Origin of the sequence: Paenibacillus sp. CAA11 (genome assembly GCF_003060825.1) — a bacterium.
Lineage (GTDB): Bacteria > Bacillota > Bacilli > Paenibacillales > Paenibacillaceae > Fontibacillus.
In genome coordinates this window covers 2,783,869-2,810,131 of the sequence record NZ_CP028922.1, presented here as the reverse complement: position 1 = coordinate 2,810,131, position 26,263 = coordinate 2,783,869, and the positions used below count along the sequence as shown (strand labels likewise).

28 protein-coding genes, 1 riboswitch and 1 other annotated feature are annotated in these 26,263 nt (G+C 46.8%); of the genes, 26 read left to right on the top strand and 2 right to left on the bottom strand.

Annotated elements, in window-relative coordinates:
• The first annotated feature begins 73 nt into the window (after window positions 1-73).
• The 16 genes from DCC85_RS13030 (at window position 74) to DCC85_RS12955 (ending at window position 15,557) form a co-directional block, all read left to right on the top strand.
• A complete protein-coding gene (locus DCC85_RS13030; protein ID WP_159081875.1) occupies window positions 74-1,180 on the top strand; it encodes a hypothetical protein in 1,107 nt (368 codons plus the stop codon).
• A 79-nt stretch (window positions 1,181-1,259) separates the two neighbouring features.
• A complete protein-coding gene (locus DCC85_RS13025) occupies window positions 1,260-2,642 on the top strand; it encodes a helix-turn-helix domain-containing protein (protein ID WP_108467855.1) in 1,383 nt (460 codons plus the stop codon).
• Window positions 2,643-3,108: 466 nt separating this feature from the next.
• A riboswitch (FMN riboswitch) is annotated at window positions 3,109-3,265 on the top strand.
• Window positions 3,266-3,546: 281 nt separating this feature from the next.
• Window positions 3,547-4,650, top strand: a complete 1,104-nt coding sequence (ribD, locus tag DCC85_RS13020) for a bifunctional diaminohydroxyphosphoribosylaminopyrimidine deaminase/5-amino-6-(5-phosphoribosylamino)uracil reductase RibD (RefSeq protein WP_108465986.1) — start codon at window positions 3,547-3,549, stop codon at window positions 4,648-4,650.
• Window positions 4,651-5,316, top strand: coding sequence for a riboflavin synthase (locus tag DCC85_RS13015; RefSeq protein ID WP_108465985.1), 666 nt, complete (start codon window positions 4,651-4,653; stop codon window positions 5,314-5,316).
• A gap of 60 nt (window positions 5,317-5,376) precedes the next feature.
• The gene (locus DCC85_RS13010) at window positions 5,377-6,615 is read left to right on the top strand and encodes a bifunctional 3,4-dihydroxy-2-butanone-4-phosphate synthase/GTP cyclohydrolase II (protein WP_108465984.1); all 1,239 of its coding nucleotides are present in this window, start codon (window positions 5,377-5,379) and stop codon (window positions 6,613-6,615) included.
• 33 nt (window positions 6,616-6,648) lie between these two features.
• Window positions 6,649-7,116, top strand: a complete 468-nt coding sequence (ribH, locus tag DCC85_RS13005; RefSeq protein ID WP_108465983.1) for a 6,7-dimethyl-8-ribityllumazine synthase — start codon at window positions 6,649-6,651, stop codon at window positions 7,114-7,116.
• Window positions 7,117-7,189: 73 nt separating this feature from the next.
• Window positions 7,190-7,984 (top strand): segregation and condensation protein A, encoded by a 795-nt coding sequence (locus DCC85_RS13000; protein WP_108465982.1) that lies wholly within the window; start codon window positions 7,190-7,192, stop codon window positions 7,982-7,984.
• On the top strand, window positions 7,953-8,552 hold the full coding sequence (scpB, locus tag DCC85_RS12995; RefSeq protein WP_108465981.1) for an SMC-Scp complex subunit ScpB: 600 nt from the start codon (window positions 7,953-7,955) through the stop codon (window positions 8,550-8,552). Before DCC85_RS13000 ends, scpB begins: the two co-directional genes overlap by 32 nt.
• A gap of 111 nt (window positions 8,553-8,663) precedes the next feature.
• Window positions 8,664-9,353 carry a DUF2953 domain-containing protein gene (locus DCC85_RS12990; RefSeq protein ID WP_108465980.1) on the top strand — a complete coding sequence of 230 codons (690 nt, stop codon included), beginning with the start codon at window positions 8,664-8,666 and terminating at the stop codon, window positions 9,351-9,353.
• A 91-nt stretch (window positions 9,354-9,444) separates the two neighbouring features.
• Complete coding sequence (ytfJ, locus tag DCC85_RS12985; protein WP_108465979.1) at window positions 9,445-9,930, top strand: GerW family sporulation protein; 486 nt, start codon at window positions 9,445-9,447, stop codon at window positions 9,928-9,930.
• Between the two features lie 157 nt (window positions 9,931-10,087).
• Window positions 10,088-11,170: a D-alanyl-D-alanine carboxypeptidase family protein gene (locus DCC85_RS12980; RefSeq protein WP_108465978.1), complete on the top strand. Its 1,083-nt coding sequence runs from the start codon at window positions 10,088-10,090 to the stop codon at window positions 11,168-11,170.
• A gap of 40 nt (window positions 11,171-11,210) precedes the next feature.
• Entirely contained in the window at window positions 11,211-11,852 is a 642-nt protein-coding gene (locus DCC85_RS12975; protein WP_108465977.1) for a nucleoside recognition domain-containing protein, read from the top strand.
• A gap of 38 nt (window positions 11,853-11,890) precedes the next feature.
• Window positions 11,891-12,382 (top strand): spore maturation protein, encoded by a 492-nt coding sequence (locus DCC85_RS12970; protein WP_108467854.1) that lies wholly within the window; start codon window positions 11,891-11,893, stop codon window positions 12,380-12,382.
• A gap of 133 nt (window positions 12,383-12,515) precedes the next feature.
• Complete coding sequence (locus tag DCC85_RS12965) at window positions 12,516-13,259, top strand: pseudouridine synthase (RefSeq protein ID WP_108465976.1); 744 nt, start codon at window positions 12,516-12,518, stop codon at window positions 13,257-13,259.
• A 150-nt stretch (window positions 13,260-13,409) separates the two neighbouring features.
• Complete coding sequence (locus DCC85_RS12960) at window positions 13,410-14,126, top strand: response regulator transcription factor (protein WP_108465975.1); 717 nt, start codon at window positions 13,410-13,412, stop codon at window positions 14,124-14,126.
• Window positions 14,127-15,557, top strand: a complete 1,431-nt coding sequence (locus DCC85_RS12955) for a HAMP domain-containing sensor histidine kinase (protein WP_108465974.1) — start codon at window positions 14,127-14,129, stop codon at window positions 15,555-15,557. It abuts the gene before it with no gap.
• Between the two features lie 133 nt (window positions 15,558-15,690).
• Here the strand turns inward: DCC85_RS12955 and serA are convergent, their stop codons facing one another.
• Complete coding sequence (gene serA, locus DCC85_RS12950; RefSeq protein ID WP_108465973.1) at window positions 15,691-17,280, bottom strand: phosphoglycerate dehydrogenase; 1,590 nt, start codon at window positions 17,278-17,280, stop codon at window positions 15,691-15,693.
• 267 nt (window positions 17,281-17,547) lie between these two features.
• Window positions 17,548-17,774 (bottom strand) — a binding site (T-box leader).
• A 201-nt stretch (window positions 17,775-17,975) separates the two neighbouring features.
• On the opposite strand from serA, the gene DCC85_RS12945 reads away from it, so the two are divergent.
• Both DCC85_RS12945 and DCC85_RS12940 read left to right on the top strand, forming a co-directional pair.
• Complete coding sequence (locus DCC85_RS12945; RefSeq protein ID WP_108465972.1) at window positions 17,976-18,557, top strand: CPBP family intramembrane glutamic endopeptidase; 582 nt, start codon at window positions 17,976-17,978, stop codon at window positions 18,555-18,557.
• A 2-nt stretch (window positions 18,558-18,559) separates the two neighbouring features.
• The gene (locus DCC85_RS12940) at window positions 18,560-19,003 is read left to right on the top strand and encodes a hypothetical protein (protein ID WP_108465971.1); all 444 of its coding nucleotides are present in this window, start codon (window positions 18,560-18,562) and stop codon (window positions 19,001-19,003) included.
• Between the two features lie 50 nt (window positions 19,004-19,053).
• Here DCC85_RS12940 and DCC85_RS12935 read toward each other — a convergent pair whose 3' ends face one another.
• Window positions 19,054-19,935 (bottom strand): polysaccharide deacetylase family protein, encoded by an 882-nt coding sequence (locus DCC85_RS12935; RefSeq protein ID WP_108465970.1) that lies wholly within the window; start codon window positions 19,933-19,935, stop codon window positions 19,054-19,056.
• A gap of 101 nt (window positions 19,936-20,036) precedes the next feature.
• On the opposite strand from DCC85_RS12935, the gene DCC85_RS12930 reads away from it, so the two are divergent.
• From DCC85_RS12930 to DCC85_RS12895, 8 genes are all read left to right on the top strand, one after another.
• Complete coding sequence (locus DCC85_RS12930) at window positions 20,037-20,399, top strand: hypothetical protein (RefSeq protein ID WP_108465969.1); 363 nt, start codon at window positions 20,037-20,039, stop codon at window positions 20,397-20,399.
• Between the two features lie 195 nt (window positions 20,400-20,594).
• The gene (locus DCC85_RS12925; RefSeq protein ID WP_108465968.1) at window positions 20,595-21,212 is read left to right on the top strand and encodes a genetic competence negative regulator; all 618 of its coding nucleotides are present in this window, start codon (window positions 20,595-20,597) and stop codon (window positions 21,210-21,212) included.
• A gap of 117 nt (window positions 21,213-21,329) precedes the next feature.
• Window positions 21,330-22,019 carry a glutamic-type intramembrane protease PrsW gene (gene prsW, locus DCC85_RS12920; protein WP_108465967.1) on the top strand — a complete coding sequence of 230 codons (690 nt, stop codon included), beginning with the start codon at window positions 21,330-21,332 and terminating at the stop codon, window positions 22,017-22,019.
• 318 nt (window positions 22,020-22,337) lie between these two features.
• Complete coding sequence (ypeB, locus tag DCC85_RS12915) at window positions 22,338-23,702, top strand: germination protein YpeB (protein ID WP_108465966.1); 1,365 nt, start codon at window positions 22,338-22,340, stop codon at window positions 23,700-23,702.
• Window positions 23,703-23,840: 138 nt separating this feature from the next.
• Window positions 23,841-24,494 (top strand): flagellar brake protein, encoded by a 654-nt coding sequence (locus tag DCC85_RS12910; protein ID WP_108465965.1) that lies wholly within the window; start codon window positions 23,841-23,843, stop codon window positions 24,492-24,494.
• Window positions 24,495-24,552: 58 nt separating this feature from the next.
• Window positions 24,553-24,768, top strand: coding sequence for a hypothetical protein (locus tag DCC85_RS12905; RefSeq protein WP_108465964.1), 216 nt, complete (start codon window positions 24,553-24,555; stop codon window positions 24,766-24,768).
• A 113-nt stretch (window positions 24,769-24,881) separates the two neighbouring features.
• Window positions 24,882-25,589, top strand: a complete 708-nt coding sequence (gene cmk / locus DCC85_RS12900) for a (d)CMP kinase (protein WP_234414162.1) — start codon at window positions 24,882-24,884, stop codon at window positions 25,587-25,589.
• Window positions 25,586-26,170: a lysophospholipid acyltransferase family protein gene (locus DCC85_RS12895; protein ID WP_108465962.1), complete on the top strand. Its 585-nt coding sequence runs from the start codon at window positions 25,586-25,588 to the stop codon at window positions 26,168-26,170. Before cmk ends, DCC85_RS12895 begins: the two co-directional genes overlap by 4 nt.
• Window positions 26,171-26,263: the final 93 nt, after the last annotated feature.

The window sequence follows — 26,263 nt, the reverse complement described above, 5'->3', positions numbered from 1 at the left end:
AAGAGGTACCAAAGGGATTGTAAAATATAAGCAGCTTGCTTTTTTGCATCCTATAGTTAGAAAAGAGGAGAATATGATGCTACAACAGACGGAACAGCTGATTCAGCTGCTCAGCAACCAGATACGGACTCCGGCAGCAATATTGGAATCATATTGCCGGGTTATTGCGCTTTATGGAGGACAGGAAGATGCTGCGGCACTATTCGAGCTTTTTTGTAATCAGCCAGAGGATTACAGGTATACGATGCTGCTCGGTCCTGTCATGAGATGCGGCGATTTGGAGCTTGCCGAGGAGATGGATCACCGTTGCTTTGAGCAAAATAAGCTGAAACCTAATATGCCTAGCGAGATTTTACATGTATTGGGATATATGGGTTACGAGAAATACACGGACTATATGATGAACTGTGTTGAAACAGATGATTGGCATTTATCCAAGGACGCGTGCCTTGGACTGATGCATCTTCCTATTAGCAAGCAGCATCAGGAACGGCTGAGGAATGAACTGGAGAAGGCATACGGGCAGCCTCTATTCTCCGAGTTCTTACCAGCTCTCTGCTGCAAATTCAGCGGTCCCGACATCGTTCCGAGGCTGGTAGCTTGGGGAGATGAGGCTTCTACGGATTGTAATGCCGGACTTCTGCTTGGCATTGCTGCTTACGGAGAAGATCAGCGGGATTGTATGAAACAGATTTTATGGAATCCGGGATGGGAATTGTACAGCACAGGAACCGGAAGTCATTGGTGGGCTTATATAGCCATGCAAATGGTGAAATTGACCTTCCATGAGCTTATATCCGATGTTAAAGAGGCAACTCCTCTGGAACTTGAGAATCGAGACTTGGAAGAGAGGGCAGAACTCATAGAGCACCAGCTATGGGTATTACATGATTTACTTGAACTTAGGCTGAGCCAACCGCTGTGCCCACTGCGGTTCGTTCCGGAGACCCACGAGAAACTGAGCGATTTGTATACACAACTGTTCGCGTGGAGCACAGAGCATCAGGATGATTCAATTACTGGACGCATCGGCCACTATTTTGGAGTTGATCATCCGCTAGCAGACAAGTATCTGCGGCTCGCAACGAGAATGGAGGAAGGGATATTCCGTGAATTGGAACATGGAGCTTGGACAGATTGTAAGGACAAGCTGTCATCTCCTAATGAGCTGCAAATTTAATTGACATATGGTTAATATTGGAGAATAATAGAGGGTGATTTTCAAATAAATGGAGGTTTTGGATAAGGGGTGGTTGTACTTGAAGCATACACCTACGATTTTGACCGAGTTTGAGAATTATTTAGAACAAAATGATATGTTATTGGCACAATTTGCGGAATGTTCGGGTGTTCATCAAAGAACGCTCAGTAATTGGGTAAACCAGCTTCGCCCTATTTCTGTACATCAGCTTGACCGAATCTCTGAAGCAATGGGTTTACCGGAAGGCTACTTTTACGATGTTTACATCGAAAATTACATCATTGACCATCCGCCCAATATGAGGCGCATCGAGCCATTGTTGTATCGTTGTGCTGAGCTGGACAAGCTGGATTCAGTACGTCGTATACTTGGACAGATAATAGACAATACATTGTATTCTCCCAGACTGTTTGGTATCGCGGAGACGTTATTCGCACAGGGGCGGCATGCCGCTGCATTACTAATCTATGAGAATGTGGCGGAAGTAGAGAAATACCAGCATTCTGAACGTTTGGCACTCTGTCAATATCGTATATTTACGATTAAGATTGGAGATAATCAGAGCCAAAATCTCAGGATAGCCACAGTATTTGAAGTCTATGTTGAACGTCTGGATGAAATAGATCAGCTCGATGCTTTGAAGGATTTGGCTAACGTGTACAGGTCTTTGCGTAAATGGGATAAGGTTGACGAATTGGCGAGAAGAATGAGAGCGAAGGCGGAAATTCAGAATAGTTTACAACACCAACGGAAAAGAAGGACTCGTGAGAATGAGAAAAAGACAAAGGGTCCGCTATTTGGATACATTGCCTATGCTGACTTGTTGTGCGCAAGTGTCTGTGAAGCTCATGGTGATTATCAGCGGGCTTTACAATATACATACTCTTACGCTGATTTAGATTGGGTGAAGGAAACAGACGAGGAAACCCGGCACTGGATTGAGTTGTTCCAACAATGGGCTGAAGGTAATATCATGGTGAATAAGTTATTATCTGGAGACATAAATGTGTTACAAGACTATGCTGAATACATTGCTACATCCAAAGTAGATATAGAGATGGTTACAAAGTTACTGAATGTAATGCTTGCAGCTAACCGATTTCAGTTAGATGTAACTCACATTCTAAAACGCTTTGAGTCTGAAATTAATTTGCTTACTCAACAGGGACAGTCATCCTCTGATATGTATACCAAGCAAGTTATACCTGAACAATTTGCACGGTTAGGTTATGAATTAGCTTATTACTATTTACATCGCGGCAACTACAATGATGGCTTTAAACAATTGATGTATGCAATGGCAGCTTATCATATATTAAATAATGAGACCTACTATATAAACTGTATAGGGTTATTTGAGCATTTTCGTGCTCATGCGGCTCCAGATACAATAGCCGAGTATTTAAATCTTATCGAAAAGGTGTGGTTAAACAATGTTTAAAAAAATGGTAATGTTGGTCATTGCAAGTGGATTTTTGTTTACTGCAAATATACCTGTTCAATCAATTAATTATAATCCGATCATGTTTCAACAGTTTAGTGATCAAATTGGAGGATTTTAATTTAACAAATTATAAAAACCTATTAAATTTTAGATCTAATCACGTTTGCGAAGCTGTAATTAAATGTTTGTCCATTATTGTAGAGAGTAAATGTTTTATCCCTCTCTTTAATTATGTTTAATGTTTAGTTTTATGTCTTGTAGATAAAAAATTCGGCCAATGTCACATAAGTGTGTTATTGTTTTTTAATTATTTTTATGGTACCCTTATCATCAATCTTGAGTTACCTTAGAATTCCCTCCTAGGTGATGCTTCGGTAGGGAAACTGGTTGGAATTTATAGATTTCTGACATCTGTTACTTTATATTTAAGTAAGATCGCCAGATATCCAATTGAATAATACGAAATATCCTTCGGGGCAGGGTGAAATTCCCTACCGACGGTGATGGTGCCTAAGGCACCTTAGTCCGTGACCCGCGGGGGTTCTCTATTTAGAGATCCTGCGGCTGAGCCGGTGCAATTCCGGGACCGACAGTTATAGTCTGGATGGGAGAAGGAGATACGAGACATAATGCTGTAATATTCAGCCATATGTTCTATTTGTAGTGGTTTTGTGACGCTATTCACATGATGAGGAGCAGAGCTCTTTTTTCTCATGCTGTTCTTTGATGAGCAAATGAGAGGAAATTGCTGGTTCGGCACCATGATGGAGCGCACCGCTGCTTTATTCGACGTATCCAAAAGCTAGCTCTCATCAGCCCCATCCGAGGTCTCTCGGGTGGGGCTTTTTACATGCTCCTTGGAGAGATCCTAAGTAGGGAAAGAGAGGAGGCTTAGTATAACATGCAGCTGATTAATGATGAATATTATATGTCCCTGGCATTGGATATGGCGGAGAGAACCCAAGGACAAACAGGGATTAATCCAGTAGTTGGGGCGGTTGTCTTTAAGAATGGGGCTGTTATTGGAATGGGAGCCCATTTAAAACGGGGCAGCGGGCATGCGGAAGTGCATGCCTTGAACATGGCCGGGGCCGAAGCTGAAGGCAGCACGGTTTATGTGTCCCTGGAACCCTGCAGTCACTATGGAACAACTCCGCCCTGCAGCGAACGGCTAATTGCGGAGAAGGTGGCAAGGGTGGTGGTAGCTTGCGAGGACCCGAATCCGCTGGTAGCCGGCCGGGGGATCGCCATGCTTCGCGAAGCGGGGATCGAGGTGGTAACGGGTGTTCTTCGGGAAAGGGCGCTTGAACTTAATAAGCGCTTCATCAAATTTATTACGACAGGCATGCCGTATGTAACGGTAAAGACCGCTAGCACTCTGGATGGCAAAATCGCCTCTAAAACCGGGGACAGCAAGTGGATCACTGGAACAGCTGCAAGGCAGCGGGTTCATATCATGCGTCATCGCCACATGGGGATCATGGTTGGCATAGAGACCGTGATTGCTGATGATCCCATGCTGACAACCCGCCTTGAGGTGCCTGGGATTTCACCAGTGCGAATTATAGTGGATTCCAGGCTGCGAATCCCGATCAAGTCCAAGGTGCTTCAAGAAGATGCTGAGAAGACCTTGATTCTGACGACCCGCCTCTCGGAAGAGAGGCGGCGGGCAGAGATCGCTGAGGCAGGAGCTAAGGTCCTCCTTTGCGGGGATGGCCCTCAGGTAGACTTGAAGCATGGGCTGAAGCAGCTTGCACAGCTTGGCATCTCCTCGGTCCTCGTCGAGGGCGGCGGGAAGCTGAGTGGCTCCTTGCTTGTGGCCAAGCTTGTGGACGAACTTGTACTTTTCATGGCACCTAAGCTCATCGGGGGTAATGCACCGGGCAGCTTCACCTTCGAAGGCTATGAACGCATGGCAGATGCAATGACTTTGGCGGATGTCAAAGTTGAACAGGTAGGCGAAGATATATGTATTACAGGCAGGCCGGAATGGAGGGATGCATAGATGTTTACCGGATTAGTCGAAGAAGTCGGTTCCATGCAGGCCATTCGCCAAGAAGGCGAAACCATGGTGCTTCACATTCGTGCTTCTGTCGTTATGGAAGATATGAAGATCGGGGACAGTATTTCAGTGAATGGAGTTTGTCTGACGGTGACCTCATATCATAATCATTCGTTTGCGGTGGATGTGATGCCCCAGACTTATCGGCATACCAACCTGAAGGAGCTGCGACCCGGCAGCCGTGTGAATTTGGAACGGGCTATGGCGGCTAATGGCCGGTTCGGGGGGCATATTGTTCAAGGCCATGTTGATGGGACGGGAACTATACTTAATAAAAGTCGGGATCAAAATGCTGTCGTTCACGTCATTGCTCCAGATAACCCGGAGATGTTTCGCTACATTATTCCCAAAGGTTCCATAACCGTTGATGGGATTAGTCTTACCGTGGTGGACACCTCAGAGACCTCGCTTAGCATCTCCATTATTCCCCATACGCTTGAGGCAACGGCCTTAGCTTATAAGCGGGAGGGAGATTCCGTGAATCTGGAATGCGATGTACTGGGAAGATACATTGAGCACCTTATGCGGTTTGGACAGACTCAAGGCACATCACAGCCGGGAAGCTCGAAAGTGGATATGTCCTTTCTTACAGAGCACGGCTTTGCTTAATGGCTAAGAATGGATATGAAGCTGTGAAACGGTTCTAGCAATAATGAAGGAGTGAGAATGATGAGTGATATTCAACTGGACCGTGTTGAAGAAGCGATTTACGATTTGATGCGTGGAAAAGTCATTATCGTTGTCGATGATGAAGACCGTGAGAATGAAGGTGACTTTGTGGCCCTGGCCGAGAAGGCAACTCCGGAGGTCATCAATTTCATGATTACGCAAGGTCGGGGTTTGGTATGCTTGCCGATCACGCAGGAGCGTGCTGAAGAGCTGGATCTCAAGCCCATGGTTGCTCATAACACGGACTATCATGGAACAGCCTTTACCGTATCCATTGACTATAAAGATACAACCACAGGCATATCTGCTTATGAGCGTTCTCTTACGGTGAAGGGGATTATGGATCCTAAGGCCAAGCCTGAGGATTTCCGCCGCCCGGGCCATATGTTCCCGCTGATCGCCAAAAAGGGTGGAGTTCTACGCCGCGCAGGACATACGGAAGCGGCCGTCGATCTTGCTCGCATGTGCGGCGCGTACCCTGCCGGTGTCATCTGTGAAGTGATTAAGGAAGATGGAACCATGGCAAGATTGCCTGATTTGATGGGGATTGCAAGGCAGCATGATCTCAAGATCATCAGTGTGAAGGATCTGATCCATTATCGCAACGACAAGGAAAAGCTGGTTCAGCGGGAAGTTGAAGTTCGGATGCCTACGGATTATGGCGAATTTCGTGCAGTTGCTTATACCAATGAAGTGGATCAGAAAGAGCATGTTGCACTGGTGAAGGGAGAGATTGACCCGCAGAAGCCGGTTCTTGTCCGTGTACATTCCGAGTGTCTGACCGGAGATGTGTTCCACTCCCATCGCTGCGATTGCGGTCCGCAGTTTGAAGCGGCGCTTCGTCAAATTGAGGAAGCCGGCAACGGGGTTCTCTTGTATATGCGTCAGGAGGGTCGGGGAATTGGCCTGATCAACAAGCTTCGGGCTTATAAGCTGCAGGAAGAAGGCCTCGATACCGTAGAAGCCAACCTTAAGCTCGGTTTTCCTGCCGACTTAAGAGAGTACGGAATTGGAGCCCAGATTTTGAAGGACTTAGGCGTGCGTCAGATCAGACTGCTCACGAACAATCCCCGTAAAATTAAGGGACTTGAAGGTTACGGACTTGAGGTCGTAGAACGGGTACCGATTCAAATCAAAGAGAACGTTGACAATAAGGGTTATCTTCATACCAAGCAGGCGAAGCTTGGACATCTGCTGAAGTTTGATGATATGGAACAGAACGAAGAAGCAAACCAGTAACTGTAATTATATTAATGAAGGGATGATGAGAGAATGGGTAACATTTTTGAAGGGAATTTAGTATCAGAAGGTTTAAAATATGCAATTGTGGTTGGGCGGTTCAATGAATTTATTACCAGCAAGCTGCTGGGTGGGGCTCTAGATGCTTTAAAACGTCACGGGGTACAAGATGAGGAAGTTGATGTTGCTTGGGTACCGGGAGCGTTTGAAATTCCATTCGCGGCACAGAAGCTTGCGGAGAGCGGGAAATACGATGCAGTGATTACCTTAGGAACCGTTATTCGCGGATCAACTTCGCATTATGACTACGTATGCAACGAGGTTGCCAAAGGAGTTGCAGCAATCGGTCTCAAGACTGGGGTTCCAACCATCTTTGGAGTGCTGACTACAGAGAATATTGAACAGGCGATCGAGCGGGCAGGAACCAAAGCTGGTAATAAAGGCTGGGATGCTGCTGCAGCGGCAATTGAGATGGCGAACTTGACGAAACAGTTAAAATAGTGCTTATTTAATGTAGTGCTCTTTGCAAAGAGCGCTACATTTTCTTTTTACGGGTGGAGGTTCACATAATAGCATGACTGTACTTTATAAGCTGGAGACCTTTGAAGGCCCGCTGGATCTTCTGCTGCATCTGATTGATAAGGCGGAAATAGATATCCATGAAATCTCCATCAGCGAAATTACCGATCAATACTTGGATTACTTGAACAGCATGCAGGAGCTCGAGCTTGAGATTACTAGTGAATTTCTGGTCATGGCCGCGACCCTGCTGTCTATAAAGAGCAAGCAGCTTCTTCCTAAACCACCGGTGATTGAGTGGGAGGATGAATTTGATTATACCTTGGAGGAAGAAGAAGATCCTCGGGATGAATTGATTCGCAAGCTGGTCGAATACCGGAAATTTAAAGGAATCGCCGAGCTGCTGCATGATAAGCAGTGGGAACGGAGTCTTATATTCTCTAAGGAACCTGAAGATCTGACTCCCTATATGCCCGAGGTTCACCAGAATCCCGTTGAAGGCCTGCATGCCGCTGATCTGATTGCCGTATTTCAGAAGGCTTTACGTAAAGCGGCTAAGCGCAGCACGGTAGCCCGAATTCATCGTGATGAAATTTCCGTTAAGGATCGGATTCAGGAGGTTGTTTCTGCACTTGAGATGACGGGACCAGGAGGAAGAATGCTGTTCTCCAAGCTTCTCCATGAAGAGATGCACCGGCATGAAATTGTGGTTACCTTTCTGGCGATCTTGGAGCTGATGAAGATGAAGAGAATCGTCTGTTATCAGAACAAGCTGTTCGATGATATTGTGATGGAATGGAGAGGGGAAGGAAAGCTGGATGGATTTTCAGAAATTGAAATCAATTATTGAAGGCCTGCTGTTTCTGGCCGGAGAGGAAGGACTGAGCTTAAAGCAGCTGAGTGAGGTTGTTGAGCAGCGGCCTGAAGTTATCAAGGATGCGCTTGAAGATTTGAAGCAGTCATTCTCTAAGGAAGGAAGAGGGCTTCAAATTATAGAAATCGCGGGAAATTATCAGTTGGCGACGCTGCCGGAGCATGCTCCTTATTTTGAACGGCTGGCCTATTCACCTTCTAGATCCTCATTATCTCAGGCTGCGCTTGAGACGCTATCGATTATTGCTTACCGGCAGCCGATCACGCGTGTGGAGATTGAGGAGATTCGAGGCGTGAAAGCGGAGCGCGCTATCCATACGCTGGTGAATAAAGATTTGATTGAAGAGGTGGGTCGCGCTGAAGCGATCGGAAGGCCGATTCTTTATGGGACAACCAAAGCCTTTCTTGATTATTTTGGCCTTGCGAGCTTGAAGGATTTGCCTGATCCGGAGATGTTTGAGGATGCCGAGGCTTTGGAAGAAGAGACGCAGAACCTGTTTGAGCGGCTTCAAAGCCAGCAGCTAACAATCGATGATGTGGATTGATTCTAACATCCGTTCAATTTTGAACGGATGTTTTTTTGTGGATTTTTTCCTATGTAGGAAGCCATACTAACAGAGCCTGCACACGGACTGAAGGATCAAGGGGGTAGGGTCTTGCGAGTATGGATAGGGATCGGCATTATTGTTGGATTGCTGCTGCTGCTGTTCGTGATTCTCCTAATGTCGCGGATTACGATAAAGGTCCAGGTTAGGAAGCATGGAGCAGAGGAAGCCATCACTTTGGATATTGGCCTGTTGTTTAATTGGGTCAATTACCATTATGAAGTGCCAAAGATCGTATTCGATAATTTCAAACAGGGACTGCAAGTAGAAAGCCAGCAGACTGGAGGAATAGCTAAGGATCAAAGTAAAGAGACGGAGCAGCACATCGGCGTAGAGAGGTTACAGACATGGGCTGCTCTTTATAAAGATATGAAAGAGTCAACATTTAACTTTAAAGGCTGGTATCGTGACTTCATCAAGCATCTGCAGGTAACAAGACTGGATTGGGCTACTTTTTTTGCTTTAAAAGAAGCTGATCAGACGGCAATTCTTAGCGGATCCTTATGGGCATTGAAATCCGTACTGGTAGGGTATTTGTCCTATAAGGTTCATATGACCCGTCCACCTAAGCTTATGATACGTCCGCGCTTTGGCGTAGAGCCCCAATTTGGAACGGAATTTACATGCATTGGGCAATTGAGACTCGGGTTTATGCTGTATACACTGCTCAGGCTTACCCTTCGGATTGTACGGATCAAGGGCGGCATGAAGAAGTGGAAGACCGTGCTGTTTGGGAGATAAAAGTCCCTTTCATGCTCGTGAATAGTATCGAACACAGCAGGGAAATGTAATAACGCTTGATATTACTGCTGTATAAAGGAGGTAAGAAATCATGAACGATCATCCGATACAGGGGCTCATGCAGACCGCAATGGAGAACATCAAGGACATGGTTGATGTGAACACCATCGTGGGCGAACCGGTGGAGACAGCGGGCGGTAACACGATTCTTCCGATCAGCCGTGTAGGCTTTGGTTTTGCAGCAGGCGGAAGTGATTTTAATGTTGATGCTGAGCCAATTACCGGCGTAGATGGTAAATACCGCCCGTTTGGCGGCGGCAGCGGGGGCGGTGTATCCATCAATCCCATCGCTTTTCTCGTTGTGGGACAGCAGGGTGTAAATATAGTACCTCTGGATAACCAGACGCATATTTTTGAGAAGCTGATCGATGCGGTGCCTACGATGGTGGATAAAGTGCAGTCGATGTTTCCGGGGCAACAAGGGAGTAACAATGGCTCAAATTCAGACTCCCAAAATGCACAGTCGAGCACTTCTTCCCATTCCCACTCATCATCCAGCGGTCAACCCTTTGCTTAAGGGTTAACAACATTTCTAGGACAGAACCCTTCCGCTTTATGGAAGGGTTTTGTTGTTGACCAATGATTGACCTCTCTTGTAAGTAGGACATACTTCTAAAGGTTTTTGCATAAATTAAAGACAAGTATTCATCTTAGATCTGCTTGGAGGAATTGTTATGAACACACGTACGCTATCCTGCCGGATCCTGGTCATCGCTTTATGCTCAGCTTTGCTGATATCTGGTCCGGCTCAAGCGAAGCCGGCAGATGCTGATAAGACTGAACCAACTACACATGCTCAGGCTGCCGCATTAATGGATGTGGAATCAGGGCGGCTCCTGTATGAGCATCAGGGAGATCGGATACTGCCCATTGCCAGTTTGACCAAAATCATGACGGCAATCGTTGCCATCGAACACGGTAAGCTGGACGAGTCTGTCGAGGTGGGAAAGAACGCATATGCCAAAGAAGGATCCTCGATATACTTACAGTTGGGTGAAAAAATGAAGCTCGAACATATGCTGTACGGCTTGATGCTGCGCTCAGGAAATGATGCGGCAACTGCGATCGCCGAGCATGTAGGGGGTTCTGAGGAAGGCTTTGTGCATTTGATGAATGCTAAGGCGAAGTTCTTAGGGCTTACGCGAACCCATTTTGCGAATCCGCACGGCTTGGATGCCAAGGATCATTATTCTACAGCGAGTGATCTCGCACGCATAACGGCTTATGCTCTGCATAATCCGAAATTTCGGGAGATTGTTCGCACTCCTTCCAAATCGGTGCCCAATCCGAACGATGCATGGGACTATAAATGGCTGAACAAAAACAAAATGCTCCGGTTTTATGAGGGGGCAGATGGCGTAAAGACAGGCTATACAAAAATAGCCCGCCGCTGCCTTGTCAGCTCGGCAACCCGTGATCAGCAGCAGCTGGTCGCCGTTACTTTAAATGATGGAGACGACTGGAATGATCACCGCCAGCTTTTGGATTACGGTTTTAAGCATTATCCGTTAAGAACATTGGTGGAAGACAAGCAGGAGATTGAGGGGACAAGTTATATGGCGGCCAAAGCTTACCGCTTCCCGCTTAAACAGTCGGAGGTTGATCAGGTCAGCCGCCGTGTGGAGGGCGGAGGACAGAGAGGCGCTTCCTTCGGAACGAAGCCAAGATTGATCTTTACGCTGCAAGGGAGAACAATCGGCTATGTTCCCATCAAGCTTAAGCCAGAAGCGGGCGCGGATAAGAAACAGGCAGGCTAAGTGTATATATAGAACGACCGTAGAGGGGAGAACGGGAACTATGGTGAACAAGATATGGCTGGGGATGCTGATGATCGGCTTTGGTTTTGCCGCATTCAAAGGGGATATCAATGTCGTGACAAAGGCAGCATTTGAGGGAGCGCAGACTGGAGTGACCGTTTGCTTCGGGCTTATTAGCGTTCTTGTATTCTGGATGGGCATTATGCGGCTTGCTGAGGAAGCCGGGCTTGTTCGGAAAATCTCTAAGCTGCTTGGTCCTGTAGTTTCTTTTCTGTTCCCAGATGTGCCGAAGAATGACCCTGCCATGGGCTATATTCTGTCAAATATGAGTGCCAATTTGCTCGGACTCGGCAATGCTGCGACCCCTATGGGAATCCGGGCAATGCAGGAGCTGCAGCGCTTGAATCCAGATAAGACCACAGCATCTCCGGCCATGTGCACCCTGCTGGCTCTAAATACCGCAAGCATCACCTTAATTCCCACCACCTTAATTGCCATCAGGCTGAATTTCAACTCCGCCAATCCTGCCGAGATTGTTGGGAGCACCTTGCTAGCCACTGCCATTGCTACAATGGCTGCCATTCTAGCCGACAGATGGTATAGATCTAGAGACAGGAGAAAGCCGTTTGTACCTCCAACTACAGGTCATAAGACTGTGGAGATGGGGAGTGAGTTGAATTGAATTGGGTTCATCTTATCTCCGCTTGGGCGGTTCCCGTCATGATTGCGTTTATTCCACTCTATGCGTCGATGCGAAAAGTTCCTGTATATGAGTCGTTTGTAGATGGGGCCAAGGACGGCTTCTCTACGGCCATCGGGATTATTCCTCATCTGGTAGGGATGATGGTTGCCATCAGTGTTTTTCGAGCTTCCGGAGCTATGGATTTCTTCGTCGGCTTGCTTGCCCCTGTTATGAATTGGTTCCATGCTCCAGCAGAAGTGCTTCCATTAGGATTTCTTAGACCTTTGACAGGGACAGGTTCACTGGCATTTACAACTGATCTGATCAAGACCTATGGCCCTGACTCCATGATTGGGCGTATCGCTTCTACGATACAAGGAAGCACGGATACTACGCTGTATGTGCTAACTGTTTATTTTGGAGCCGTGGGCATCCGAAATGGGAAATATGCACTGAAGGTTGGATTGTTCTCAGATATTGTAGGCTTCATTGCAGCTATCGCTGTATGCCTGCTCTTGTTTAATTCCTAAAAGCCAACAAAAATAAGAAATGATAGGCAGCTTTCGACAGCAAATTCCGCCCTCTTCCGAGGGCGTTTTGCGTGTTATGGTATTGTGATTTATGTGACATATGGGTATCATGAAGATGAGGTGACTTAAATTCATGGAGAGATTGCAGAAAATACTGGCACAAGCTGGAGTAGCTTCGCGCCGCAAATGCGAGGAGCTTATTTTGGCCGGCAAAGTCCAGGTTAACGGTGAAACGGTTACCGTACTAGGCACCAAAGCGGATCCGTCCGTAGATTCCATTACGGTGGAGGGCCGAAATATCGGGGCAGAGAAGAAGGTTTATCTTCTGCTGAATAAGCCGAAGGGCGTGATCACGAGCGCCACGGACCCACAGGGCCGCAAGATTGTCACCGATTATTTGAAGGGAGTTCGGGAAAGAGTATATCCGGTTGGACGGCTTGATTACGACACGGAAGGGCTGCTTCTCCTGACGAATGACGGAGATTTTGCCCATTTATTGACTCATCCCAAGCACCATGTACCCAAAACTTATTTAGCTACCGTTAAAGGCGTTCCTCACGGCACGGATTTGGATAAGCTGAAGAAAGGGATTATGCTTGATGACGGGATGACCCACCCGGCTGAAGTGGAGTATCATGACGTTGATCCTGACAATAAAGAAGCAACGATTATGATTACGATTCATGAAGGCAGAAATCGGCAGGTCCGTCGGATGTTTGAAGCGATTGGCCACCCTGTTCAGCGTTTGAAGCGCATTGCTTTCGGGGATTTGTATCTTGGAACTATGAAGCGCGGCTTATTCCGTCATTTAACCAAAGCTGAAATTGAAGGCTTGAAGCAAAGCGCCAAAACTGCTGAGAAGCGCAGCAAGCGATAAAGGATCTTGGTAGTTGAAGTTAAGATAGGGCGGCCGGGCAGCCGCCTTGTTTTTTGCAGATTTCGTTTGAACTCCCGTGTTATGCAATAGTAAAATAGGACAGGTGAGGAAAGAACAGGAATCGGGGAAGATGATGAAGGGGTTGTTAAGATGTCAGAGCAAGTGAATCGAATTTTGGTAGTGGACGATGAGGAAAGAATCCGCCGCCTGCTTAAGATGTATTTGGAGAAGGAAGGCTTCGAGATTGATGAAGCAGAAGACGGGGAGACAGCACTGAAAATGGCAGGTGGCGGAGAATATGATCTGGTGATCCTGGACGTCATGCTGCCTGGCATGGATGGCATAGAGGTTTGCAATCGGTTAAGACAAGTCAAATCTACCCCGGTGCTGATGCTGACGGCTAAAGGAGAAGAAATCAATCGTGTTCAGGGCTTTGAAGTGGGAGCGGATGACTATGTGGTCAAGCCGTTTAGTCCGCGTGAGGTCATTTACCGGGTAAAAGCTATCCTCCGTAGATCGTCTGCTACCGCTTACTTAACGAAGGAGAATGGGACAAGCAATAATATCGTGTTCCCTCACCTAATTATTGAGCATGATGCACACCGGGTAACTGCAGGGGGCCAGGAGGTCAGTCTGACACCGAAGGAATATGAATTGCTTCATTATTTGGCGGTTTCACCAGATAAGGTGTTTTCCAGAGAAGAGCTGCTCAAGGATGTTTGGAATTATGAATTTTTCGGTGATCTTCGCACGGTCGATACGCATGTAAAGCGGCTGCGGGAGAAATTGAACAAGGTATCGCCCGAGTCTGCGGCCATGATCACTACGGTATGGGGCGTAGGCTATAAACTGGAGGTTGCCAAGTAGGTGAACTTCTGGAGATCGCTCGTCGGCAAGCTCTGGATGACAATTACCGTACTGGTCGCCACGGTCCTCTTGACACTTGGGCTTTTGGTCCTGCCTTATATTGATACGAACTTTACTGACTCTGAAGCCATCACGAGGTTCTTTTTCTTTGTATCCGTTGCGGGGTTCGCCCTGACTACGTTTTTTGCGTTGTTTCTGTTTACAAAAATTACACAGCCCATGCGTCTATTAATACAGGCTGCTGATTCTATCCGCAAAGGGAATTATGATACGCGCCTGTCACTGAGAACCAGTGATGAGATTGGAGTGCTGGCCAACAGCTTCAACCATATGGCTGAAGAATTGGAGGACACGATCCGCAGCTTGAATCATGAGAAGGACCATTTGGCAAGTGTGCTGCGAAGCATGAATGACGCGGTGATTACATTGGATCGTTCCGGTACGGTCATTCTGACCAATCCGCCCGGTGACCGTATTTTGCATTCTTGGAAAAAAGACAGGGATTTGACTGATAGAGAGAAATCGGGTGATCATGTCCCGATACCTGAGCCTCTTGTTCCGATGTTTACAAAAGTATTGGAACAAGAAGGGGACCAGAGCATGAATGTTCATGTGAGGCAGGGAGTCTGGTCTGTACACATGGCACCGTTATCGTCTGAGGGGGATGTCCGCGGGGCAGTAGCGGTCTTGCGGGACGTAACTGAAGAAGTCAAGCTGGAGAAGATGCGCAGAGATTTTGTGGCTAATGTATCCCATGAAATTCGAACCCCGCTGTCGATGATGCAGGGCTATAGTGAAGCAATTCTCGACGGCATGGCTTCTTCTCCAGAGGAAGCACGCGAGCTGGTGCAGGTGATTTACGATGAGTCGCTTCGTATGGGAAGATTGGTGCACGACCTGCTTGACCTGGCCCGCATGGAAGATGGCCATACTAAGATGGAGATGCGCCTGACTAACGTCAAAGAATTGATGGAGCGGGTATACCGGAAATTCAATGTTCGCGCCAAAGAACGTAATATTGAATTGAGACTGGAAATAGCAGAGGGTTCACTTGTGCTGGAACAGGCGAATGAAGATCGACTGGAGCAAGTGCTGACAAATCTACTGGATAATGCGTTCCGTCATACCCATGAGGGAGGGGGAATTCGCATAGAAGGCTCTCTTGTGGACTCTTCTCAGGGAAAGAAGGCGCGTATAGCTGTACGGGATCTCGGCGTTGGTATTCCTCCGGAGGACTTGCCCTACATTTTCGATAGATTTTACAAGGCGGATAAAGCCAGAGTGCGCGGTGAAGCCGTAGGAACAGGGCTAGGTCTATATATTGTTAAGAATATTGTGGAAGCCCACCATGGAACCATTCGGGCAGAGAGTAAACTGGGCGTAGGCACAGTATTTATCATTGAGCTGCCTGTCGAAAGCCAGGAAGCTTGACAGCATCCTTTGTCAAAAGGGTGCTTTTTTGTTGAATGCGCAAGATTAATCTTGTTCATCGTGGAACATTTCTATATCTTGGATATTAAATAGCCCGGCATTTCTGCCGGGCTTCATTTATCTACACATATGATTAAATGGCTATTTCCTGAGCGCTTTTCAGTTCAGGCAGCTGTGTGAGTTGAGTCAGAACCTCTGCCGGAACCGATTTGTCTACGGTTAGCACCATAATGGCTTCGCCTCCGACGATCTTCCGACCCACCTGCATGGCAGCGATATTCACACCATTTTGACCTAGCAGGGTGCCCACATGACCAATGATTCCTGGTTTGTCATTATGGGAGATCACGAGCAAGTGGCCTTCAGGTGCAATGTCGATTGGGAATTGGTCAATTTGGACAATCCGTTCGCCATAGCCGGTGAGCAGTGTGCCCGCGATGCGGTGTTCGTGTTTATTAGAGGCTCTCAGAGTCACGGTAATTGAATTTGTGAAGCCATGGGTTGCCGCGGTTTGCGAGACGACCACTTTTACATCCCTAGCCTTGGCTAAGTGGAGGGAGTTGACGATGTTTACGTCATTTGCGAAGTGACGAGACAGCACTCCTTTTAAAATATAGCGGGTTAGAGGCTGAGTATCTACTTCCGATAAATCGCCGGCATATTCCACAAGGATTTCCTGAACGGTTTCCTGATTGATTTGCGCGGCCAATGAGCCAATCTTCTCGCCAAGTGTAAAATAGGGAGACAGTTTATTCATCACGCTAACGGCGACTGGGGGCATATTTACCGCATTCTTGAACGGTTCGTCCCGCAAAATATGCAGCACCTGCTCCGATACGTCGATCGCCACATTCTCCTGTGCTTCAATCGTAGAAGCCCCTAAGTGAGGCGTAACGATAATCTGAGGATGATGCAGGAAAGGATGGTCCGGCTGTGGTGGCTCTTGCTCAAATACGTCAAATGCAGCGCCTGCCACGATACCTTCATCCAGCGCAGTGATCAGGGCATTCTCGTCAATAATTCCCCCGCGGGCACAGTTGACAATCCGCATACCCTTTTTCATCACCGCAAACTGGGGGTCTGATATCATATGCCGGGTTTCAGGCGTCAGAGGCGTATGAACGGTGATAAAATCCGCATTTCTCACGATTTCATCAACCGTTGCCAGGGTCACTCCCATTTTCTCGGCACGGTCTGCCGTAAGGAAAGGGTCGTAGCCCAAAATATTCATGCCGAAGGCTTTGGCGCGCTTGGCGACTTCGCTGCCAATCCGGCCCATGCCAAGCACGCCTAACGTCTTGTTACGAAGCTCTACCCCTAGGAAGGATTTACGATCCCAAGTGCCATTAATGGTCTTCGCATAAGCTTGAGGGATATGGCGAGCTAAGGCCATCATCATGGCAAAGGCGTGCTCACAAGTTGTAATCGTATTGCCGTCAGGGGCGTTAATGACGATGATGCCGCGTTTGGTCGCAGCCTCAAGGTCAATATTATCGACTCCAACGCCTGCACGGCCGATAACCTTCAGCCGGTCCCCGGCCGCCATAATGTTCTCTGTGACCTTGGTCTGGCTGCGAACTAACAGAGCATCATACTGAGGGATGATCTCGATGAGCTCGGCCTCACTAAGGCCGGTCTTCTTCTCAACAACTACATCCTCTGCGTCTACCAACTGCTGAATTCCCAGATCACTGATCGGATCCGACACTAACACTTTGTACATGATATATCCTCCTCAAGTTTTGTATAGCATAAGCTTCCTGAGCAGCAACGACAAAACTACTTCGGAAGCATGGGCTCAAGTTTGTATAGCATAAGCTTCCCGAGAAACAACGACAAAACACATCGGAAGCATGGGCTCGATTTTTAAGGTCATGCTTTTTTCATGCATTGGGTTAATGTGTCAAAGTACAAGTGTGCATCCAAGGGCAATATATGAGTAAATCCCCAGATATAACAAAAAAACTCTAGTCCGCATACTACTGCCGTAGTAAGGGACGAGAGTTGTTCGTGGTACCACCCTATTTCGCCGAATCCTTGCAGATGCGGCCTCAGCTGTCTTTCGACAAGAATGATAACGGAATTCATCCGACTGTATCTACTTCATTCAATACAGCAACTCCGGAGTGCTAAAGTTCGCAATTAAGGCTGCCGGTTCACAGCGACCACCGGCTCTCTGATAGCTCAAAGGCGACTTTTCTCCTTCAACGTGTTTATCCAAAAAGTAATTTTTCATAATGTAACATGGTCTGTAAAAGGTGTCAATAGCGTAAAAAGCTTATTTTCTGCCAATTATTTTCAAGGTTTCAGGCCTAAGATCCCATCTTTAGGCGCCTTGAATCTGGTCTCTTATTTGAGGTATGATTTTACTTTAGAGTGCTTTAATAAATATAAACAAAAAGGACAGGCAGACAATACATGAAAAAGAAAATGAAAATTAAAATTCAACGGGTGGAGCCAGGTCAATTAAATGATCAGCTGTTGTTAATCAACCTGTATCTGACTCAAGGATTAACATTTATTATCAGCATGATAATTTTTCTGTTCCAAAGGCGTAACCCGTTAAAGCTATTCTATTTCCCTGATAATTATAATTTTCTGCTATGGGGAGCCGGGCTGGCAGCGGTCATGTTTGTGGCGGATCTGCTGGTTTCTAAAGTAATCTCCGAGAAAAGCATGGATGACGGTGGAATTAATGAAATGCTCTTTCGCAATAGGCCTGTGTGGCACATTGTAGCGATTGCCGCAGTTGTTGCGGTGTGTGAGGAGCTGTTGTTTCGCGGAGCAATCCAGCATGCCTTCGGGCCATACTGGACAAGCATCTTGTTCGCAGTGATTCATATTAGGTACTTGCGTCACTGGATTCCGACAGGATGGGTTTTTCTCAGTAGCTACGGATTGGGACTTATTTACATTTATTCAGGCACACTATGGGCACCGATTGTTTGTCATTTTCTGATTGATTTGGTCTCGGGCCTAGTGATCCGTTTTCGGAGGTAGAGATGAACGAGCGCTTAAGCAGAGTAGAAAGGCTCTCCGGGAGTCGAAGACAACTTAAGAAAAGAGCGGCGTATACCGACAGCAAAGCGGGTAATGAGCCAGGCTCTAGTGGGGCTATAGAGGTATTACCAAAAGAGAAAGAGGTCAACAGAAGGTCGAAAACGGACGGTGTTAACCTGAGGGAGCAGAGAAACGGGCTCAGTACCTCCCGTTCACGATCACGCCAGCAGAAGAAGCTGTCAGGCCGACTTGAGGAAGAGGTGGATTTGGAGGCGGGACTAACAGAGGACCTTCCATCGCGGTCCGAACTGTTCCCATCCAGCAGGAATAGGGTGCAGAAGTGGTTCTTTAATTCACTGTTAATCCTATTTATTGCATTAACCGTTCTTTTGCTATGGTGGGGAATGCATGAATCGCCATGGGGCTTAAAGCATTTGAAATCATAAAACCATGATGAGAGGGAGCAGCCGGGCATTAGCCCGGCTGCTCCCTTTGCTTATTCTGAATCTTTAATTGAAATCGTATTCGGATCAACAAAACTGTAGCCCTTTTTCTCTAAGGCAGATAGCAGCGAATCCAGTCCCTCTACGGTCCAAGGAAGCTCATGCATGAGAATATTGCTTCCCGGATGGAGCTGCTCCAGCACGTTGTTCATCAGCTTGGTTGGATTGTCCTGGTCTTTTGATTTCATGGTCCAGTCAAGGGAACCGTTAGACCAGGTCATATATAACAGACCGTTCTCCTTGGCGACTTGGCGTCCAATATCTCCCCCCGTACCGAAGGGAGGACGGAAAAACACCGGCGCTTCTCCAATAGTATCCTCAACAATTTGCTGAACATCCTCAATCTGTTTTTTTACCTTGGCAGCGGGAAGCTTTCTGAGCTCAATATGGTCCCAGCTATGATTGCCGATAATTTGGCCCCGATCGTGGATCAGCTTGAGTAACTCAGGATGCTCCTTAACACGGTAGCCATTTACAAAAAATATAGCCTTTGCATGGTGCTTATCCAGCACGTCGATTAGACCGTTGATCATTTCCTTTTTCTTTGGGCCATCATCGAAGGTTAAGAGTACGACCTTTTTACTGCTTCCTTCCTGGATGGGCACAATATTATAGGCTTTATCCATTTTGTATTTTAGCTCAGCTGTATTCTTTGGTTCAGTAGGTTTGGCGGTCTCCCCGGTCGCGCTTTGCTCAGCAGGTGTATGTACTTGTGCCTGGGTCCCTGTGCTTGCCGGCGGTTCAGCACCCTCAGTCTTTGTAGGTTCAGCTTGATCCGTTTGTGCTTGATCAGGCGCTGGGGTAGTTGCTTCTTCTTTGGTGCAGGAGCTGAGCAGCAGTAAGCTGGTTGCTGCTACAATGAGCCATTTTTTCATGTGCAATGATTATCCTCGCTTTCCCTGTTTTTATTTCGCATGAGTCCAAGAAACTGCGGTAACAATATTGATGATTTTAACATACAAAGGAGGTAACCCACTTGAACACATCATCATTTTTATTCGGGGCTGCCCTTGGGGCTGCAGCGACTGTGTGGGCATCCAAGCGAAAAAACGGATTGATGTCCGCGGCTGGCCAGGCTGGATCCATGTTGAAGTTTGCTGACCTGTCCAAAAGCAAAAACGATGGTACTTTTCCCAAAAGTGAGTCAAAAGGCAGCGATGCAACCTCACTCGCAAGCAGTGTCAAATCGTCTTCACATTCTTCCGAAGCAGCGCATCAGACCCATTCGAAAGATTCCAATCTAAGCGCGATTAAGGATTTTATTAAAGGGAATCCCGACGTGCGAAGAGAAGTGGAGCAGATTTTAAAAGAGACGCATACAGTTATACCTGGTTTGTAACCTGAAATTTCATCTAAGAATCATGTTCTCTAAAGGGCGATTGCCTTTTGAGAGCATGATTCTTTTTTTTTGTCTATTTTATTGCGTGCAATTAGCTCTCAGAAATGATAACATAACTATGTAGCACCATATCCAGCATTATAGGCAGATGGCTGTCTGATCTGCCATTACATGGCTTGGAGAGGAGGATCCTGTATGAAGATAGAAAGACTGGGCCACGATAAGGTACGGATTTTCCTCACATTTGATGATCTGAGCGAGCGCGGCATTCAGAAAGAGGATATGTGGCAGGAAATTCCGAAGGTACAAGACCTGTTCACTGAAATGATGGATCAGGCTTACAATGAAGTAGGCTTTGATGCCACCGGACCTCTAGCAGTTGAAGTATTTGCGCTTCCCGCTCAAGGTATGGTCGTCATTGTGACTCGGGGCAAATATGACCGTAACCATCCGTTTGGATCCTTGAACGAAGAGGAGCTTGCGGATGATGTTTATGAGATGGAAGTTACGCTGGAGCTTAGCGATTCCATTGTTTATGCCTTTGACGATTTTGAAGTGCTTATCGAAGCAGCCCATGTACTGAATCAATCAATGACTGGAGCCGGAAGGCTGTATAACTATAAAGGTAAGTGGGTTCTGCATTTAGAGCCGGAAGATGTTGAAGAATCCAAGCACCCTCTGCTAATCGCAATTTTGGCAGAGTTCGGTGAAGCTACCTCCGTTACCCCGGCGGTTCTTGAGGAATACGGGAAAGTGATTATGCCGGAGCATGCGATTAGTTTGATTTGCTCCCATTTCAAACGCCAGTCCTAATCAAGGGTGGTCCGCGCCTCTCAACCTGAGCGGTCAGCGGACCTTTGTCTTGATGTTCAAGAATTCAATTGAAATTAGCTAAGTTATACTAGCGAGGGCGTAGAAGGAGGATTGCCGTTGTTTTTGTTTTCTATCGCTACTGCGGCGATCGCTCCGGGGATCGCCCTGTTGACATACTTTTATTTGAAAGACAAATATGATACTGAGCCGCTGCATATGGTAGCCAAAATCTTCTTTCTCGGCTTTCTGATCGTTCTCCCGATCATGATTCTGCAGCGCGGTTTGATCATGTGGTTTGGAGATAATTCCTTCCTGTATGCTTTTGCTATCTCAGCAGGCGTAGAGGAACTGGTCAAATGGTTCGTATTGTATCATATGATTTATAACCATACGGAGTTCGATGAGCCTTACGATGGGATCGTATACGCCGCGGCTGTATCCTTAGGATTTGCCACGGTGGAGAACATCATTTTTGCGCTTGCTCATCAAGCAAGTATCGGCTCTCTGTTAATCCGGGCACTACTCCCTGTATCCGGTCATGCCATGTTCGGAGTCATGATGGGGTATTATTTCGGCCGGGCTAAGTTCTCCGTTTCCGGCAAGAGCCGCCGTTTCCTTGCTTACTCTCTTATCCTTCCTATCTTTTGGCACGGTGTATACGATTGGATTCTAAACAATTTAGCTCAATATTGGATTTGGTACATTGTTCCTCTGATGGCATTTTTATGGTACGGAGGTATCGGCAAAATATATAGAGCCAACAATCGTTCGCCTTTCCGACTGACGGAAGCGAGAACAAGAGACTAAGTTACATGTTTACTGGGCATCCTAAGCTTAGCAGTTATGCTGTTTTCAGCTAATTCCTAAGCAAGGGGTGCTTTTTTCTATGCGGATCAAAGTAAGGATTACCTGTAAAAACTGCGGAGAACGTTACATTCTTCGTGGAAAGAAAGAAAGCGGACGGATCGAAACAGGCTTCAAGCAATGCTTATGCGATAACAGCAATGCATTCGATATTGAAGAGAATTTACCTTGATTATAGAACGTGCTAATGGGCTATGAATAAAGAGCCTTTCTTCTTGTCAAACTAATGGCAGTAATTGAAGAAAGGAGTACGCAAATTCCATGTATACGCGAATAAGCGGTGTTTTGTTTCCGGTGGCAGTGGTTCTTCTCGTCGGTGCTCTGATCTGGGGTTACCAAGAAAGCCAGACCAGAAATTCGATTCAAATTAAGGCAGAGAACCAGTACCAGAGGGCCTTCCATGATCTATCCTATCATGTGGATCGCCTGCATGGTGAGCTTGGCAATACGCTGGCTGTCCATTCAAATTCTTCAGGCGTTCATCGTAAAGGACTGATGAATGTGTGGCGGATTACGAGTGAGGCGCAAAGTGAGATCAATCAGCTGCCTTTGACCCTGCTTCCATTTAATCAGACGGAAGAGTTTCTATCCCGTATCTCCAAATTCTCTTATCAAACCGCGGCGCGCGATCTTACGAAACAGCCGTTAACTGAGAAGGAGAAGAACAACCTCAAGGAATTGTATAAAAGTTCTGAGCAAATCTCCAAGGGCCTCCAGCAGGTACAGGATAAAGTCATTACCAACCGGCTTCGCTGGATGGAAGTCGATAATGCCTTGGCTACCGAAGCAGAACCTAAAGACAATACGATCATTGACGGTTTCAAGACTGTGGATAAACAAGTGAGTCAGTATCCCGAGCTTGACTATGGCCCTTCCGTCCTCAGTGTTTATCACAAAAGAAGCGTAAAACAGCTTGGTGAAAAACCGGCGACGGTCAAGGAAATTCAGTCTAAAGCCGCGCGGTTCCTTTCTCTCCCAAATCCGTCAATCCTTCAAGTTAACGAAAATGGAACCGGCACGGATTGGGCCTCTTATACAGCAGTATACAAAGGGCAAGGCAAGAAAGGCCAGCCTGCGGTTACTCTTGACTTTACCCGCAACGGTGGAGACCTCATCTCATTCCACAATTCGAGAGAGGTTGGCCCACGCAAAGTAAGTGCGGCTGAAGCAAGACAAAAAGCGGAAAAGTTTTTGGAGAGCAAAGGTTTTTCCAATATGAAGGCGGTCACTTATGACGAGTATGATAACATTGGCAGCTTGACCTATGTCCGGTCTGACAAGGGAACGCTGATTTACCCTGAGAAACTGTCCTTGCGCATGGCGCTGGATAATGGGGAAGTGACAGGAATGCAATGCAGTGATTATGTGTATGAACAGCACACTAGCAAAACTACTCCGAAGCCAAACATGTCGCTTGCCGAAGCAAGAAAGCACTTGAATCCGGATTTCAAAGAGAGCTATCATCGAACAGTGGTGATCGATAATGACGCCTCTCAGCGTATAGCTGCTTATGAGTTCGGAGGAAGAATTAATGGTTCGGTATACAAAATTTTCTTAAATGGTGATACCGGTGAAGAAGAGAAAATAGAAGAAGTCCGTCAATCTGGCAGACTAGCTCAAGGATAAATACATTTGGAAACAGCCTTAACTGTCTTTGGACCGTTTTGGCTGTTTTATTTTTTCTTACTCGGAAGCTCATGGAACAAGGAGCCATGCTATAATAGCTTTTAGACACATAATAATTAAAGTTGGCGGTGACAGAGGTTGTATCCGAAAATTAACGATTTTGTATATATTCAAGTAGCATCCCGGGAAGAGCAGGAGGGAAAGGTGGAATATAAGTCTCGTATTTCTGATACGGAGGAGGACGCCTTTCTCATGGAGGTTCCCATGGAGGTCGGAAAGAACCGACTTAAACGGCTGTACATAGGGGATGAACTTTCCGTTTACTTCCTCACTGAAGAGGGGGTCAAGAATTACTTTAATACGTATGTGCTTGGCTTTACGAATGATGTAGTGAAACAGGTTCGCATCCGTAAGCCCGAGCCGGGATCGATTACGAAGGTCCAGCGCAGAGATTTCCTTAGGGTAGTTGCTGAACTTGAAATCGCTGTTAAGCTAAAGGACGACACCCGCTTCGTTACTCGCACCGAGGATGTCGGCGGCGGTGGAGTGTCCTTTTATGTGGACAGTAATTATGTGATTGCAGAAGGAGATTTGATGGACTGCTGGCTCTTAATTCCTTATAAGAACGGATCTCTTGAGCATGTTCCTTTTGAAGCGGAGGTTGTCCGCAAGAAGAAGTTGGAGTCTGGGCGAGAGCTAGTTATGCTTAAATTTATCGGGATCACTGATTTTGAAAGACAGAAATTAATCAGATACTGCTTTGAAAGACAGTTTGATTTTAGGAATCGATGAGAATGGCTAGGTCATCTCCTGGGTAAAACTAATCAATAATTACCAGGAGGTGCATTTGGTGAGCAATCGATCCAGAGAAGAGGACTATGAGGAGATATTTATCTCCTTTAGCGATCGTGCCCAGCGTTTGATGAGCAGATTGCTGATTACGCTTGCTATGCTGCTGGCGATCAGCCAATTACTGCTTACCATTCCTACAGTGCGCAATCTGCTCTCGCCCACTGATCGCTATGAAGGGTATCGAACAGACTATAGGACGGAAGCAACTGACTGATTTTCCGGGAAATGAACGATTTTGCATCGGTTCTGGTTGTGTGGTATAATTTTCACGTCGCAGGCAATGCCTGCTTTTTTCTTGAGGCTTGTAGGTTGAGGAGGAATGCCCCTTTGGTGAGTCAATCGAGGCATCTTAACGAGAAAATCAACATTGCGATCGACGGACCCGCGGGGGCGGGTAAGAGTACGGTAGCTCGTATGGTCGCCAAAGCTCTATCTTATGTGTATGTCGATACCGGTGCTATGTACCGAGCAGTCACATGGGTAATGCTTAAGTCAGGCATTTCCCCTGAAGATGAACAACAAGTGCTTCAAACTGCTCAAAATCTGGTTATTGATTTAATACCATCAGAAGAAGGGCAAAAGGTTCTGGTGGATGGTAAGGAAGTTACCCGTGAAATCAGATCTTTAGAGGTAAGTTCCCAAGTGTCCCGATATGCGCAAATCGAGGGGCTGCGAAGTCTGATGGTTACCCTCCAGCGGCAAATGGCTTTGCGCAAAGGCGTCGTGATGGATGGACGCGATATCGGTACTACGGTGCTTCCAGATGCGGAAGTGAAGGTCTTTATGACCGCGGATGCAGCTGAACGCGCAAGAAGACGCTACCTTGAACTTAAGGATACGACGAATGTATCACTTGAACAGCTGGAACGCGATATCACCGAACGGGATCGTTTGGATGCTGGGCGGGAGATCTCGCCTCTCCGTCAAGCAGACGATGCTACACTTCTGGATACCACTCAGATGTCAATCGAAGAGGTTGCTGAGGCAATTGTATCCATGTGCAGATTGTATGGGATGGAGAGAAGCAAAGGATGATTTACAATTTTGGTCGCGGTCTATTAAGAGTCTTGTATAAATTGTTGTTTCGGTTGGAAGGCCATGGATTACATCATGTGCCCCGTGAGGGTGGTGTTCTGCTCTGTTCCAATCACATCAGCAATTTTGATCCGCCAACGATTGGTATTTTACTGAAGCGCAAGGTTCACTTTATGGCTAAGGCGGAGTTGTTCAACATTCCAGTGCTTGGCTGGTTATTTAGGGAGCTTGGTGCGTTTCCCGTCAAACGTGGCGGAGTCAGCAAGGAGTCTATTAAGACCACGCTCAAATTACTGCGGGGCGGAGAAATCATTGGGATATTCCCAGAAGGCACACGTTCCAGAACCGGCGAGATTGGTGAAGGCAACAAAGGTGCAGCAACCTTTGCTCTACGTAGTGATGCGGTTGTAATTCCTGTAGCGATTATGGGCAGCTATAAGCTGTTCCGCAAGATGAAAGTGGTTTATGGACCGCCAGTAGATCTTGATGAATTTCGTGAGAATCCCGGCACAGATGCGGCCGAACTTGCGACAGCAAGGATCATGTCAGAGATTGTTAAGCTCAAATCCAATAATCGTTAGCTTACATAAAGCTGCTGATATTGTGCATAACCCAGAGTGGATTTGGCAAGCTATGACATGAAAGAAATGTTTTGAACTTCGCTTTCGCGGCGG